The sequence below is a fragment of the Streptococcus sanguinis genome, from assembly GCF_008329445.1.
GTDB classification, from domain to species: Bacteria; Bacillota; Bacilli; order Lactobacillales; family Streptococcaceae; genus Streptococcus; species Streptococcus sanguinis_O.
Map to the genome: position 1 here is coordinate 82,952 of NZ_VIBR01000005.1, position 15,103 is coordinate 98,054.

Genomic DNA, 15,103 nt, shown 5'->3' on the forward strand with positions numbered 1-15,103 from the left:
AGCATGACAGTATATGTTTGTAAATACTTAGACACTAGGCAAGGGGTCGTCACACTAGAGGTGGATGCGCCTAACCGGACTGACGCCGTCAATCGGATCCGTCTCAAAGGGAAGCCAATCAGTGTCGAAGAAAAGGTCATGGGCTCTAAGGAGATTGTCCTTTTCCAAAGCAAGAAGATCAAGCTCAAGGACATATCGCTCTTCTGTAAGCAGATGTCAGTTATGCTGGAGTCAGGGATTCCCCTCAATAATGCAGTGGATATCCTAGAACAACAGGCTACTTCAAAGAACCTCAAATCTAGCCTTAAAATCGTCAGCAAGAGCCTAAAAGAAGGTAGCCAGCTGTCCAAGGCCATGATAGATCAGGAAGGGATGTTTCCCGATCTCCTGATCCGTATGGTACAGGCTGGTGAAAAGACTGGTAAGCTGGACGAGGTGCTGGAAAAGATGTCTGAGCACTATAATAAAGAGCTCAAGACCAGCCGCCAGATTCGTGGAGCTATGATCTATCCCGCAGTCCTAGCCTTTCTAGCTGTGGCGGCAGTCCTGGCCTTGCTCTATGTCGTTATCCCAAGCTTTTCAGGAATCTTTGAGCAGAGTGGGATGGCCATGCCGTTGCCAACGCGTATCGTCCTAGCAGCTAGTAACTTTGTCCGCTCTTACTGGTATATCCTCTTCGGTGTGACAGGGATTCTAGTCTTCCTCTTCCTGCGTTATCGCAGCACAGAGGTAGGTCGCTACCAGCTGGACCGACTTAAGCTTTGGCTGCCGGTCATCAAGGGGCCAATGCAGAAGATTGTCACTGCTCGCTTTGCCAGCACCTTGGCTATCCTGACCAGTGCGGGTATCCCTCTGGTCGAGGCTATCGAGTCAGCTGCCGCAACGACCAACAACGCTGTCGTCATTGAAAAGATGAAGATCGCTAATGAAGGTCTGCAAAAAGGGGAGCGTCTGACAGGGATGATTACCGCAACTGGTCTCTTCCCGCCTATGATGCTCTCCATGGTCAAGATTGGTGAGGAGTCTGGGTCTCTGGAGTCCATGCTGGTCAAGACATCAGATTATTATGAAGAAGAGCTTGAAACAGCGATCAAGCAGTTGCTCTCACTCTTGGAGCCAGCCATGATTATCGTCATGGGAGTTATCATCGGAGGTATCGTCGCCTCTGTCATGCTGCCAATGTTTGAGCTTGCTCACGCTGTGGATGCAGGATCTGGAGCTGACCAGTAGGAAGGCGCTTCAGAAAAGTTTAGGAGATAGCAGGGCAACTGCTCTGCACAAAAAGTTAGGAAAACCGTTCTGATGCTGGGAGTTTGTAGGGTCTCCCAGCTAGGAACAAAACAAATGCCCCTGTGGGCGAAAATAGTAAAAATTGTGAAAAAATAGGAGATCTATTCAAAATGTTAAACAAATTGCAAAAATTCCGTCAGGATTTGAAGAAAAAAGGTAAAGGTTTTACCTTGGTTGAGTTGATCGTGGTAATTATCATTATCGCTATCATCGCAGCAGTAGCGATTCCAGCTATCACTTCTTTCCAAGACAACGCTCGTAAGAGCCGTATCCAATCTGAACACCGTGAGTTGGTATCAGCTATCCAGTCTTATATCGGAGCACAAGATGATCCATCAGATGTTAAGAATATTACCATTGAAAAACTGGCGCCATACATTTCTAAAAATGCGACTAAGAATTCAACAAGTATTGCGGATGCCTTGGCTAAGAATGGTGATGAGGCAGCACATGTTATTAATGGTACAACCCTGACTTCAACCTTTAAACCCTCAGGCGGTGGTGAGAACAAAGTATGGACTTATGACTGGTCAGCAAACGGGGTTAATAAGAACTAACGCAAATCATCAAATCATCTAAGAAATGATGAATTAAAACCCTACATTTGAGAGATATTTAAAAAGGTTGCTCAGCAGCCCTTGTGAAAAAGAATTAGGAGAAGTTAGTGCGAAACAAATTGCAAAAATTTCGTCATAATTTTAAAAAAAGTAAAGGTTTTACCTTGGTTGAGTTGATTGTGGTCATCATCATTATCGCGATTATCACAGCTGTAGCGGTTCCGGCTCTCACTTCCTTCCAAGATAACGCTCGTAAGAGCCGTATCCAATCTGAACACCGTGAGTTGGCAACTGCTATTCAGTCTTATATCGGATCGCAGGATGATCCGGAAACTGTAACATCAATTACAATGGAACAACTGGCACCCTATATTTCTAAAAATTCCAAGGGAAATTCAACTAAAATTATGGATGCCCTTGCTAAGAATGATAAGGAGCCGGCTCATAAAATTGATGGAACAACCTTGGTTTCGACCTTCCATCCTTCAGGAGCTGGTGCTAGTAAAACCAAGGACAAAACTTGGCTTTACGATTGGAGATATAGTAGTTCACATACCAACTAGCTAAATGTAGTTTAAAAGTTAAGCTGTATTCAGCGAATAATAAAGATAAAAAGAAATAGGAGAATATTTAAATGTTAAACAAATTGCAAAAATTCCGTCAGGACTTGAAGAAAAAAGGTAAAGGTTTTACCTTGGTTGAGTTGATCGTGGTAATTATCATTATCGCCATCATTGCAGCTGTAGCAATCCCAGCTATCACTTCCTTCCAAGACAACGCTCGTAAGAGTCGTATCCAGTCTGAACACCGTGAGTTGGTATCAGCAATCCAGTCTTATATCGGAGCACAAGATGATCCATCAGATGTTAAGAATATTACCATTGAAAAACTGGCGCCATACATTTCTAAAAATGCGACTAAGAATTCAACAAAGATTGAGGATGCCTTGGCTAAAAATGGTACTGAGGCAGCACATGTTATTAATGGTACAACCCTGACTTCAACCTTTAAACCTTCAGGCGGTGGTGACAACAAAGTATGGACTTACGACTGGTCAGCAAATGGAGTTAATCAAAATTAATAGACTGCTGAAATAAGACTTGAAAAAATTATTTTTACTCCGACTGCTTGGGCAGTCGGATATTACCAAAGTAGTTGTCAGACTGTGACAACTATTTTGGCAATATCAAAAGTAGAAGTATTAGGAGAGTAATAAAATGAAAGGAAAAAAAAGACAGGGATCAACCTTGCCCATGGTCATTGTGACTATTGTAATACTGGTTGCTATGATTGGAATTTTAGCATCTATCGTAGATACTGGGCAAAGTCAGACTCAGCGGATGTTTAGCTACCTAAAAGCTAAGTACACAGCGACTTCCGGTACGCAGTTGGCTTGGGGTGCCTATTTGGACCCTGTTGACGGCAATCCGTCATCAGTTTATGAAGAGTTTTACGAGCGGGCCCATAGCATGAATCCTTCAAGCGTGCCGATTAAGTCAACCCATACTTTTAAGGATGGCGGTGTAGCAGAGATCGAGATGAATGGTCAGCTTGTAGATGGTCTGACTGGTCCTGAAAATTATAATATCACGATCAAATCGAAGTCAAAATTAGCTGGCTCCAATGACTATTACGAGCATATTGTAACCTTCAACTTTGACACAAAAGGAATTCGCTCAGAAGAAGGACATTTGAGATCGGCGCAGAAGTAAAAATAATTTAGGTAGGAATGATGAAACAAATACAAAAAGGTTTTACCCTGGTCGAGATGATTATGGCTATCATGTTGATGAGCATGATAGCACTCATCATTGGTGTTATATTTAACACCATGTTTTCCAGCCGAGAATTGATCGAGCGTGAAGCGAGTATCCAAGCGGAAATGCGAACATCCATGCAGTACGTGGATCGGACCGTTGGTAAGGCAACCTCAATCTTTATCTTGGATGATAGCAAGTTCAAAGGTTCTAAGCAAGGACTAAGCAGAGAATGGAGCTATATCGGCCTATCTGCGGATGGCAAGAAGGTCATGAACTATGTCTGGAACAAGCAAAAACAGGACTGGGATGTCAGCGAGTTGGGAACCAAATCTCTCTATAATATGAAGTTGGACTTGGAATTTAAGACAGAAGGTGCCTATCAAGACAATCGCTTGATTAGTTATAACCTGTCTGGTAAATATCCAGATACTAACAATAAGTTGTCTATTGATACAGCTATATCAGCTCTTAATACTAAGCAGGTCTTCTCTAAAGTTGCTAAAGGCAAGAAAGGGATTGCTATTGCTTATCGAACTGACCCTATTCAAGGGCAGATGAATATTGCTGTTTCTTTTGTTTTTGATACATCTGGTTCCATGGATTGGGATTTGCAGGGAAGAAATGTTAAAAAAACTGGTAATGAGAGTCGTATGGATATTCTACGAAAGAAATCCGTAATCATGATCAAGGACCTTGCGGAAATTGGGAATATTAGTGTGAACTTAGTGGGCTTCTCTACTTCAGCAAAATATATTCAACAAAATTTTTCTAATTTAGATAACGGTACAAATACTATTATAGCCACCATAACTAAACGTGAAAATTTAAACCCGGATGGTGTTACAAATCCAGGGGATGGACTTCGCTATGGGATGATTAGTCTGCAGTCTCAACCAGCTCAGCTTAAATATATAGTTCTATTGACAGATGGCATACCTAATGCTTATTTAGTAGATTCAAGGGCCTTGTACGCTGGCAATAGAGTAGATCTTAGCCAGGGAGCTGGTCGTGTAACTTTTAACAATCCTATTTATGATCTGTCCCCAACTTTAGGGTATGAGTACAGTCGTCTGGGCTATGATTTGTATTCTAGAGACTCGATAACGCGTGAAAACTCTATTGCTTATGCTGGAGAAGTGTCTAAAAAATTTGGCCTTGGTATTAAGCGGGTCAATGTGATTGGTTTTTCTGGTGTGGACCATGAAATCGCTTATGGTCAAAGCTTGACAGATAGGATTGGCGAGGGTGGTATGGAGACTAAATATGTATCAGCTACGAATGAAGAAGCTTTGCAAAAGACCTTTTCTGACATTAAAAAGCAAATTCAACAGGATTTGTGGTTTGTATCAGGGCCGTAGAAGGGAGCAGAGATGAAAAGATTAAAGAGACACAGAGGGATTACACTGGTCGAAGTCTTGGTTTCTCTGATTCTGATTGGAGTTATTGCGGCAGGGTTCTTGACCTTCTTTTCTGGGAGTTTTAATAATATTCTCCGTCAGCGAAGTCAGAATGCTATCAACTTTGATATTCAGGAGTCTTTCGAGAAACAACTGGCTGAAAGCAAGAAACACGAAGGTACAGGAACAGATATTGAAACCTTTACTTACCAAATCGGTAATGGAACCAAGCAGAGTATTGATGTAAAAGGTACAAATCTGTCTTATAATGATAGAATCAAAAAAATCCATCTTTTTGCTGCTAATGCAATCGAAACCCCGCTGGGACTTCCTGATATGAAGGTTACTATCCCTAGTGGAAAAAGGTATTATTATGCTGGTATGGGGATAACGACTCCCGGCGGCAAAGTAGATATAGCTGATAGTAAGAAAAAGAGTAAAACTAGGATTTACACAGAATCTGGATGGTTTCTAAGTGATCGTGCTATAGGACAAGGGGTGTCTGGCATTGTCCCAGTGGGAACGATAGGCCAAAAAGGTGACGGCACTATATCTCAGACGCTTTTTCCAGAAATGCCGACAGATTTTAAACAATTATCAAAGTTAGAAACCGGGATACATATTACAGATGATATGAGAGGGAAGTACCTGACTTTTGCTGCTCGAGCCATTAACTCTTATGGACGGGTAGGAAATTATCAGGAAGCAGACCGTATCTGGATTATGGGTCTGCCAGTTACACAGAACGTGCGTCTTCATACAGATGCCGACTTGGCTCTGCTTAAGAATGGAAATACTACCTCGCTTATACCAACGGATAATCAGTTACATACTAATACAGAAGTAAGAGATTATTTTAATGATGTTGTTTATGGCGCGACTATCCCTGTTCTGAATTATAAAGAGCCTGCAATTAACCAGACTCGACAGTTAATAGCACTTGATGGCCGTACGATGCAGTTTAGTAATCATAATTTTAATAATGGCTATACGACTTCTGTATTGATTGGGAATCGTCAGCAGACCGGACCGCTTCTAACCTATAAACTAGATGATACACTAACTTGGGGGATTAATCTGGAAAACGATGGTAGAATTGCTATTAAAACAGTAGATACAACTACAGCTAATAACGGTGGTCAGGAATATATACAAAATGTTAAGTTAGACTATAGTAATGATAATTCTATACAAGTGCGCAGTGCTGCGAAGAATGGCTCTTTAGGGATTGAAATTTTTATCAATGGACAATCAGTCTATAATAAAACAGTTTCGCTGACCAGAAACAGAACGACGCATAATATTAGTAGTGGTCAGATTATCTTTGGTGGCAATACTTATATTAATGAGTTTGCAGTTTATACTGAAAGTCTGAATAACAGCAATATACAAAAACTTGCTGAATACTTCCGCGATAAGTATAAGGCAAGCTAATAGTGAAATAGTTTTTAGGAAAAATAAGGGAGATTAGGAGATTATGGCAAAAAATATGTTTTCGTCCAAGGGGCGCAGAAGAGCTCTGGACGAAGAAGATAATGAGAAAAAAGGCTCATTTTTAGGAAAATTAAATAAACCGCTCTTCTCATCAAAAGGGAAACATAAAGAACACTTATCTATTCAAGGAGTTCAGATCAAGTCAGATCGTCAAGAAGACTTTGACGACGAGGAAAAGTCAACAGCAAAAGGGAGCTTCTTAACCAAGCTCAACAAACCGCTCTTTTCTAAGAATAGTGGCAGTGATGATATGCCTGCTAAGTCTGGTAATCGTTCGCTCTTTGCTAAGAAAGGCAGTGGTGCGGTGAGCCAACCGGTTACTAGAATGCATGCACCTTACACTATGTTTGGTAAACCAATCAAGGGCAATCTGATGGCCATTGACTTCACTGACGAATCAGTCTATCTGGTTGTTGCTAGACAGAAGCGCAATGAACTGGAGATTATCAAGATGGCATCTGCCAATCTGCCAGAAGGTGTTGTACTGAATAGTGAGATTATCGACCCGATTACTCTCAAAAATATTATCAGTGACCTGATGGAGCAGCATGCGATCACTGCTAAGTATGCATTCTTTGCACTTGGCAATACCAATATCATCGCCCGTTCGGTTGATGTGGCAGCTAGTGTGCAGAATGATGAGGATATTGAGGGCTTGGTATCTTACGAGCTCCAGCAATACCTGGATATTGATCCGACTTCTTATGTTATTCAATTCCAAGAGCAGGAGTCTAATTCAGCTTTTCCGCTTGATGAAGATACTCGCTCACTCATGGTCTATGCTGTGCCAAAAGGCGTGGTAGAGCAATATCTGGGCTTGGCTGAGAATTTGAAGCTGACACCTTATGTCTTTGATCTTCAGTCTAATACCTTTGAAAAATGGCTGGAACGCGTTCAGGCGGTTAACAATCGCGCTAAGAAGCTGACCAAGGAAAATGTCGGCATGGTACATCTGAGCAAGAGCTTCATTGGTGTTTATCTCTACTCAGAAGGCAAGTTTGTGACCAGCAACTATCTCAACCGTGGTTATAAGGACATCCTGAGCTATGCAGACGACGCTAGCCTGCTACAGAAGCTTCCGGCAGTGGCTTCAGATGATCTGGATACAGGTCTCTTGAAGAGGGCCTTAGATGAGTGGGTGGCTGATGCTAAGAACCACATTCTCAATACTGAAAACTTCTTTAGCGGGTCAACTGGTCTCAACATTGACAGTTTCTATGTCTTTGGTGATCAAGACATCTGCTGGCAGTTGGCTGCTATTCTGAAGCAGAACATGAATCGAGAATTCATCTCAATTGATAACGTAGATTATGAGAATGTACTGTGGGAAGGTTCGGCCGAGTTTAATGCGGAGTTCATTCCGGCTACAGCCATGTTGATTAGGAGAGCAAACTAATGCGGAGAGATTTAAACTACTTTTCAAAATATCATGTGGCACCGGCTAAAACCAGTCCACTAAAACTTGCTGCTATTTCCGCTTTTGCTGGGATTGCAGCGATTATGATTGTGCTGATTGGCTTCTTCCAGTTTAGCGCTATGCACCTCCAAGGCGAGATTGACCGAGCGGAGCAGACACTCAAGAGTCCAGAGATGGCTCAAGAGCTGAAGGCGGTCTCTGAGACTGAAGATAAGATTGTTACGGTCAAGAATGACGAACTTCTCTTTACCAGCCTGGAAGGCGACTTCCGCCGCCTGCACCGAGTAAACAAAGCCTTTATGGACTTCCTTAATAAAAACGTGACACGGAACCTGGTCTTTGACGATATCAAGATTAATAACGACAATGTAGAAATCAATGGTTCGTCTCAAGAGCATCTTTCTATCGCTAAGTTTGAGGAAGAGCTTCGTAAGTCTGAGAAGTTTAACCATATTTTTGTGGATAACATTACTCGCGAGGAAAAGGATAATAATACAGTGTACAAGTTTAACATTAAAATTTTGACGAAGGATGTAGATTTCAATGAAGAGCAAAAATGAGAAAGAAAAGAAAAAAATCCTGAGTAATTTAAATGAGCGTGACAAGAAATTGTTGGCCTGTGTCGGAGGAGTAGCGGTACTTGCTGGTGGTGGTTATCTGGTAACAAATTCTTATACACGGATGGCGCAGTTAGCTGAAGAGCATGCAACTATCTCGACAGAGTTGGAAGGCAAGAATGCCAAGATTAGTCAGAGAAAGTCTCTTACCAAACAGCTCCAAACTTTGAATGCTAAGACTCTGGATCAGGCTAAGAAATACTATGGTACGACCAATCAAGGGGAGTTCATCTTCTTGATTGACAAGTTGGTCAACGAAAGCGGTATTAAATTCAAGTCTGTCAACTACACTGAGAGCACAGAGTTGGAACTCCAGCAGGAGGGATTGGCTGCGACTTCGTCTAAGGGTCAAAACTCCAACTCTTCTGGTACGACTAGCAGTTCAAGCTCGAGTGAGACGTCTTCTTCATCCAGTACGACCTCTAGCTCGTCTGGTACATCGTCCTCATCTTCATCTAGCAGCAGTTCTTCATCTGATGCGAATACTGCAACAACAACTGCAGCTAATACAGCGACACCAGGGAACGGAACGACCAATAATACCAACATCACTCAGATGACAGCGGACATTGAGTTCGAAGGAACTTATACACAGGTTCTGAAATTGTTGGAATTGATTGATGGCAATCAACAAAAAATCGTTTCCAGTGAGCTGGAATTGGGCGGAAAGAAAAGCCTATCTAGCACAGAGGAAAACAAAAACCCTGATCTAACCAGTGGTAAAATCAAGCTGCGTTTCTATCAGGTTAAAGACGTTGAGCGCTATGTGACTCTGGAGAGTAATGTCGATAAGACACCGATTCAATTTGCCAATTGGGAGTCTCCATTTGCGATTCCGACTTGGCAGGCAGGCTCTATATCTGTAACAACAGCTGGTGGCGGCACAGATGCAACTGGCAATAAGGGCAGTTTGGGGGCTGCAACAACCAATACAACTAGCAGCGCGAATGCTAACAGCAGTACCAATCTGGCTCCGTCTTATCTGGAGCAGCTTAGCACTCAGTCTAGTCGGAACGATGGTCTGTCAGCTTATTACAATTCATCAACTATCTACCGCTTCGAGTCACCTCTTAAGCTGACTCAGTCAGGCGGCAGCAATCAGTATGATGTGACGGTTGACAATACGGACTTCCTTGAGGGTTCAGGTTCCAATGTAGTTAAGATTCCAGCAACCAAGTCTTCTACTATGTATGAAATGGAATTTGCAGCACCGTATGTATCCTTGAACAATAAGCCTGATGCTATCAGCTTCTCTCTATCTCTGTCTAATCAATGGCAGGGCAAGATTGGCTTGATTGTCAAGAATGCCAGTGGGCAGAAGATTTACCTTCACGTCATTCGTCCCAACAGCTGGACTGGCTGGCGCGAAGTTAGCTTCGATCCTGAAAACATTCCAGGATTCAGCTATCCAATGACTATTGTGGGTTACTACTTCGAAACTCCGAGCGGAGAAAGCCCTGAAACGACTATGAAGCTGGATAACCTATCTGTGAATAACTTGGTAGTTAGCTAAAATACTTTGAAAAAATACCAAATAAGTCTATGGTTTAAAATTTCAAGAGCATGGCTAAATTTTTTCTTAAAAAAATGCTAAAAACCAAGTTATTAGACTAGTATTCACGGTGCATTTATAGTAAACTAAAACATAGAGATATTTGAAGTATAATACAAGCAAACTCAGAATAGATGTCCGAGTCTATTCTGGGTTTTAATGGAGTTTATGGAAAAACAAAATCAAGACTGGTTTTGCATTGAAAAAGTTTAATATCATTTAGAAAGTGGGGGGTGTCGAAAATATTCAAATGGCATATTTTTTACCTTTTGGAGCAGGGCTTATAGCGCTGCATACGATTAGCATTTTATTTGTTTCTAGGATTTCATTAATAAAGCGCCTTTTTCTCGTAGTATGGGTCATGCTATTTGCGATTGGTGCTCCATTCCTCTTTCAACAAGTTCCTGGCATAGCCTTTGTTGGGCTCTGTGCCTTGGCTTTGGCTGTCTATATGGTGCTGCTCTTTTCACAGGAGCTAGCTCCAGTCAAGAAGAGAGCAACTGCTTCTGCGCGAAGCAGAAGCCAGAAGCATGCTAAGAGCTCACGCAAAAAAGTGGAAGCGACGAGCGCAGGCTTGTCATCTGCTAGAGATTTGAACTTTTCCAATGCTTCAACCGGTAGGATGAGAAAGGAAAGTAAAGAAAGGGTTCAGGCTGAGGAAAGTCCGGCAAGGCAGAGAGTATCTGCTTCTGGTCGTACCCTAGCAGACCGTTCTATCAAAAAGGATATGACAAGATTTGAGAAAGTAAAACCTCTCTACCCGGTTGATAATCTGGCTACAGCTCCTGCCTTTGGAGAATATGAGCCAAACAGTCAGCTAGCGGCAGCTGAGGTCGGTATGGTGGGTATGGACCACAGCGCACAAAAGGCCAATGATGAATTTTTGCAGTCCCTGCTTCATCACCGAAAGGGTTCTACTAAGATTAAGGTGGCCAACTCTCTGATTCAGCCTACGGAAGCAAATGCAGCCGGCAATCAAGGCTATACAGATATAGATGATCCAGCCTTTGAGACTGCTGTTCTGTCTAAGATCAGACCGATGTCCTATACGGAGTCTAGCTATGGCAACTTCAGACCGCAGGCGGTTGAGGTGACAGGTGTTGTTTCTCAAGATGAGGAAGAATTCTTCACTGAGCAAGAACAAGCTCAGCAGCCAGTGGCAGAAGAAGTAGGCAACAGCCTAGAAGATGTTTTTGCTGCTACGGGAGATATCAAGCCAGTTAGAGCAGAAGAGTCAAGAGCAACAAACAGCTTAGAATCTCTCTTCTTTGCTGATTCAGACACTGAGCCACAAGCTAAGATGGATTCAGCCTTCAGCCAAGCTGCTGCAGAGCCAGAGTTTTCTGCTTCTGAAGAGTCTATGGTTAGCCGTGATCGTGCTGATATTCAGGGTTATCAAGATATTCTTAGCCAGATTCAGCATGATTTGCTTGGGGCTGAAGAGGAAGATTTGACTGCTGAAGTGGCAGAGACTTGGGAGGAAGAAAGCAGCTTCGAACCTGCTGCAGAAACGTTTGAGTTTGAAGCAGCTGCTGAACCAACAGTTGTTCAATCAGTTTCTGAAGACGCTCTTTGGACACAGGCTGAGCCTATCCAAGAAGCAGTTGCAGATGAAACAGAAGAAGACTTGCTCAAGGGAATTGCTGACATCCTCAAAGCTGAGGAAGCACAAGTCAAAGCGGCTCCAGTCGTTCCGGCTACAGATGAGACAGAAGAAGATTTGCTTCAGAAAATCACTGACATCCTCAAGGCTGAGGAAGCGGCAGAAGCAAGACCAGCTGCAGCAACTGCGGGAGATAAAGAAGTCTATTTCCAATTCCTCCTACTGGAAAGTCAGGAATTATTGGCTTCTAATGCAGTTCAAGAAGCTGAGAGCTATCTGAAAGAAATTGTCCAAGGCAGCTCAGATCAAAATCTTCGTCAAGAAGCGTTCAACATGCTGGACAAAATCGTGAAAAATTAATACTATATAAACATACAATTGATTGTAATCAATTAGAAGGGTTTTAGGGGAAATTATGAAAAGTTGTAAAACAATCACAGGGACCGTTGTCATTGAGATTGAAAAAGGGATGGGACTGGGTGAAGTCCATGAAGTCTTTGTTGACGAGGGGGTCAATCTGACTTTTGTCATTAAGTCAAAGCAGTCTGAACAGCCTTTTGCCTTGCTGTCTAGCAAGAACATCCAAGGCATCGGTGACTTTGCGGTCATGGTAGAGAACAGCACAGTCTTTCAAGAGCTGGAAGAGGCAGATCTGAAGGTCTTGAACGACAAGCAGGGTAGCGTCTTTGACGAAATTGTCATCACAATTGATGGAAACAAGGTGGGAACTGTTGTTGACTATCATATTGACGAAAAGAATGAAATTGGCTACTTGGTGGTTAATTCTGAAGATGCCAGCGAGGAAATTCAGATTCCTAAATCACGCATCTTGATGATTGGTAAAGAGTACATCATCCTCAATGATGAAAAAAAGACAGCTCCTCATCTTGAAGCAGATGTAGAAATGGGCCGTCTGGCTGCAGCAGATCTGCTTCATGAAACTGAAGCTGCAGAACCTGCCGAAAAAATTGAAGAAATAGTTGCTGAAGCACCTGTATTCGAGCCAGTTGTAGATGAAAAAGCAGATGTGAAAGAAGAAGCTGCGACAGATTTGACAGAGGCCTTGGCTGCTGTAGGTCTGGGATCTGCTGCTCCTGAGTTGGAGTTTTCTGAAGCAGTCGTAGAGACAGCAGAAGAACCAGAAGTTCAAGACTTGGTAGATATGGCAGCTCCAGCTGAAGAAGAAGTTGAAGAAACAGATGCAGCACTGAGTCTGGATGCTGCTTTGGAAGAAGTATTGGCAGCTCCTGCTGAGGAAGTAGAAACAACTATCAGCACAGCGCCAGTTGCTGAAGAAGAGTCAGGAGCAAAGAAAGCTGTTAACGACTTTATCGATCGGCAAAAACGTCTTCTAGTAGGCAAAACACTGCAAAAAGATCTTGTTAATGCAGATGGAGGAGTTATCCTGAATGCCGGAGATACTGTTTCAGATGACATCATTGATTTTCTTCGCCGTATCGACCGTAAATTCCTTATCCGCTTAGCTGAATGCGTAGTATAAGGTTGGGATGAGATTCATGTCAAGAAGAAAAAGAAAGGTTTCATCAAAATATCAAAAACTACTTCCAGCAGCGACACTTGCTGCCTTTCTGCTGGGTAGTTTATTTTATGTCATTTTTGTCTTTAATCCAACGATTGACCTGAGTATCAATGGCCGTCCCTCTATGAAGGTACGCTCTCGGAGCGAAGCTGAGATTGAAGTTTACAGGGAGCTGCCCTATAAGGCGACATTTCAGCTGTCTACGGGGCAACACTTCTCTGTAGATATGCGCTTTTTAGGACTGAGCTATTTCACAGAAGAAGAGCTCAAGCGGCTGGATAATATTTCAGCCAAGACAGTCTGGGATAAGTTTACACCGTTTTTCGATACCAAGGAAAACCTGCAGATTTCCATCTATCCCAATCGACTCTTTTGGCTTAGACCTTTAAACGATGTCTTAGCTGCCCATCCTGATGTTCTCAGTCAGCTTCCAACGACCAATCATCTGATCATGGACGGCGAGTCTAATGTAAAGGTGGGAGACAAGTCTAATGGCTATAAGATTGACCCTGCTGCTTTTATCCAAGCATCTGAGGAGATTGCCAAGACTGGTAAATTTGATGATGTCAAGGTTGAGAGTATGTCTGTCGAAGCAGAAGATCAGAGTGAGCTTCTGAGCCAGTATACGCACTTTATAGAGCGTAAGGAAGTACCGCTGCCGACTAACGCTGCTCAAGCTCAAAACATGAAGACAGCCTTTTACAAGCTGCAGAATGTTTACTTGGCTCCTGGTGAGACCAAGTCTATCTCAGAGTTGCTGGGTGCTTTGAATGCAGAGTCTGGCTATCTGCCAGTCAAGGGCAAGGATAATAAAGAAGTTTACGGTCAGGGTGCTGAGCAGATTGTAGATGCCATTCAGCAGCTCGCCTTTTCACGGACCAATGTTATTTCCTATCGAGGACAGTATTTCAACATCGGAACGCCTGCTGAAGGTTTGACCGAATTGACCATTCAAAACAATACAGAAACAGATATGGTATTTTCATTAAGTTTGGAGGAGGGGCAAGTATCCATTATTTTGGCATCTAAGTGATACTCAAGGGAAGTCTAAGTTTGACACCGTCATCTGAGATTTTCAAAGAGTATAAAAAGGGAAAAATTATGATTGCAAGTTTAGTATTTATATTAGGTGTCGTATTTGGGAGCTTTTTCAATGTCGTCATCTACCGTGTGCCACTGGAAAAGAGCATTGCCAAAGGTCGGTCTATGTGCCCGTCCTGCGGCCATGTCTTGACTTCGGTGGAGCTGATTCCGGTTGTGTCGATTATCATGCAGGGCTTTAAATGCAAGCACTGCAAGGAGCCGATTTCACCGCGCTATCTCATTGTGGAGCTCCTGACAGGTCTGCTCTGGCTAGCCTCTTATCTGATCTTTCAGGATCAGGGGCCATGGATGGTTGTTTCAGCCTGTCTCTTGGTGTCGCTTTGCCTCATTATCGGTTATATCGATTTTGATACTCAGTACATCTCGGACTCGGTTCTGCTGGTCTTCTGGCTGGGCCGCATGGCTGTTACGTTTTTTACCAATGAGTTCAATTGGGAACTGCTCCTTTCGCTGCTAGTAGGTGCTGGTCTCTACTCTCTCATTTATTTTGGGGCCAAGGCTTATTACAAGAAAGAGGCTTTCGGGATGGGGGATATTCTCTACTTAGCTGCCCTGAGCAGTTGGTTTAGCCCCTTGAATACGCTGATTTTGGGATATGGTTCTTTCTTTGTAGCTGGAGCGATTCTCTTAATCGCAACCATCTTTAAGAAATTCAAATTTAAGTTGAAAGAAGAAGTCCCTTTTGGTCCTGCTATGAGTATCATGGCGGTCATCCTATATTTCTGGGGAGGAATCTAGGAAACCAAAAGCGACATAGAAATGGATAGAAAAA

14 protein-coding genes are annotated in these 15,103 nt (G+C 42.8%); all 14 read left to right on the plus strand.

Annotation, left to right across the window (positions count from 1 at the left end; translation table 11 throughout):
- Positions 1-3 precede the first annotated feature (3 nt).
- On the plus strand, positions 4-1,230 hold the full coding sequence (locus FKX92_RS10805; protein WP_004184887.1) for a type II secretion system F family protein: 1,227 nt from the start codon (positions 4-6) through the stop codon (positions 1,228-1,230).
- 122 nt (positions 1,231-1,352) lie between these two features.
- On the plus strand, positions 1,353-1,847 hold the full coding sequence (locus tag FKX92_RS10810) for a prepilin-type N-terminal cleavage/methylation domain-containing protein (protein WP_004184886.1): 495 nt from the start codon (positions 1,353-1,355) through the stop codon (positions 1,845-1,847).
- A 107-nt stretch (positions 1,848-1,954) separates the two neighbouring features.
- On the plus strand, positions 1,955-2,410 hold the full coding sequence (locus tag FKX92_RS10815; RefSeq protein WP_004184885.1) for a type II secretion system protein: 456 nt from the start codon (positions 1,955-1,957) through the stop codon (positions 2,408-2,410).
- 71 nt (positions 2,411-2,481) lie between these two features.
- Positions 2,482-2,928 (plus strand): prepilin-type N-terminal cleavage/methylation domain-containing protein, encoded by a 447-nt coding sequence (locus FKX92_RS10820; protein WP_004184884.1) that lies wholly within the window; start codon positions 2,482-2,484, stop codon positions 2,926-2,928.
- Between the two features lie 136 nt (positions 2,929-3,064).
- Positions 3,065-3,559 (plus strand): hypothetical protein, encoded by a 495-nt coding sequence (locus FKX92_RS10825; RefSeq protein WP_004184883.1) that lies wholly within the window; start codon positions 3,065-3,067, stop codon positions 3,557-3,559.
- A gap of 17 nt (positions 3,560-3,576) precedes the next feature.
- Complete coding sequence (locus tag FKX92_RS10830; RefSeq protein ID WP_149566313.1) at positions 3,577-4,965, plus strand: prepilin-type N-terminal cleavage/methylation domain-containing protein; 1,389 nt, start codon at positions 3,577-3,579, stop codon at positions 4,963-4,965.
- A 12-nt stretch (positions 4,966-4,977) separates the two neighbouring features.
- Complete coding sequence (locus tag FKX92_RS10835; RefSeq protein ID WP_002899605.1) at positions 4,978-6,438, plus strand: type II secretion system protein; 1,461 nt, start codon at positions 4,978-4,980, stop codon at positions 6,436-6,438.
- A gap of 43 nt (positions 6,439-6,481) precedes the next feature.
- Positions 6,482-7,894, plus strand: a complete 1,413-nt coding sequence (pilM, locus tag FKX92_RS10840; RefSeq protein ID WP_002899606.1) for a pilus assembly protein PilM — start codon at positions 6,482-6,484, stop codon at positions 7,892-7,894.
- Positions 7,894-8,475: a PilN domain-containing protein gene (locus FKX92_RS10845; protein ID WP_002899352.1), complete on the plus strand. Its 582-nt coding sequence runs from the start codon at positions 7,894-7,896 to the stop codon at positions 8,473-8,475. Before pilM ends, FKX92_RS10845 begins: the two co-directional genes overlap by 1 nt.
- Complete coding sequence (locus FKX92_RS10850; RefSeq protein ID WP_002899351.1) at positions 8,459-10,045, plus strand: hypothetical protein; 1,587 nt, start codon at positions 8,459-8,461, stop codon at positions 10,043-10,045. Before FKX92_RS10845 ends, FKX92_RS10850 begins: the two co-directional genes overlap by 17 nt.
- 289 nt (positions 10,046-10,334) lie before the next feature.
- Positions 10,335-12,047: an SSA_2305 family type IV pilus system protein gene (locus FKX92_RS10855; protein ID WP_427150311.1), complete on the plus strand. Its 1,713-nt coding sequence runs from the start codon at positions 10,335-10,337 to the stop codon at positions 12,045-12,047.
- Positions 12,048-12,102: 55 nt separating this feature from the next.
- The gene (locus FKX92_RS10860; RefSeq protein ID WP_149566314.1) at positions 12,103-13,188 is read left to right on the plus strand and encodes a PRC-barrel domain-containing protein; all 1,086 of its coding nucleotides are present in this window, start codon (positions 12,103-12,105) and stop codon (positions 13,186-13,188) included.
- Positions 13,189-13,195: 7 nt separating this feature from the next.
- Positions 13,196-14,260: a VanW family protein gene (locus FKX92_RS10865; protein WP_149566315.1), complete on the plus strand. Its 1,065-nt coding sequence runs from the start codon at positions 13,196-13,198 to the stop codon at positions 14,258-14,260.
- Positions 14,257-15,069 (plus strand): prepilin peptidase, encoded by an 813-nt coding sequence (locus FKX92_RS10870; protein WP_187759433.1) that lies wholly within the window; start codon positions 14,257-14,259, stop codon positions 15,067-15,069. Before FKX92_RS10865 ends, FKX92_RS10870 begins: the two co-directional genes overlap by 4 nt.
- The last annotated feature ends 34 nt before the right edge of the window (positions 15,070-15,103 follow it).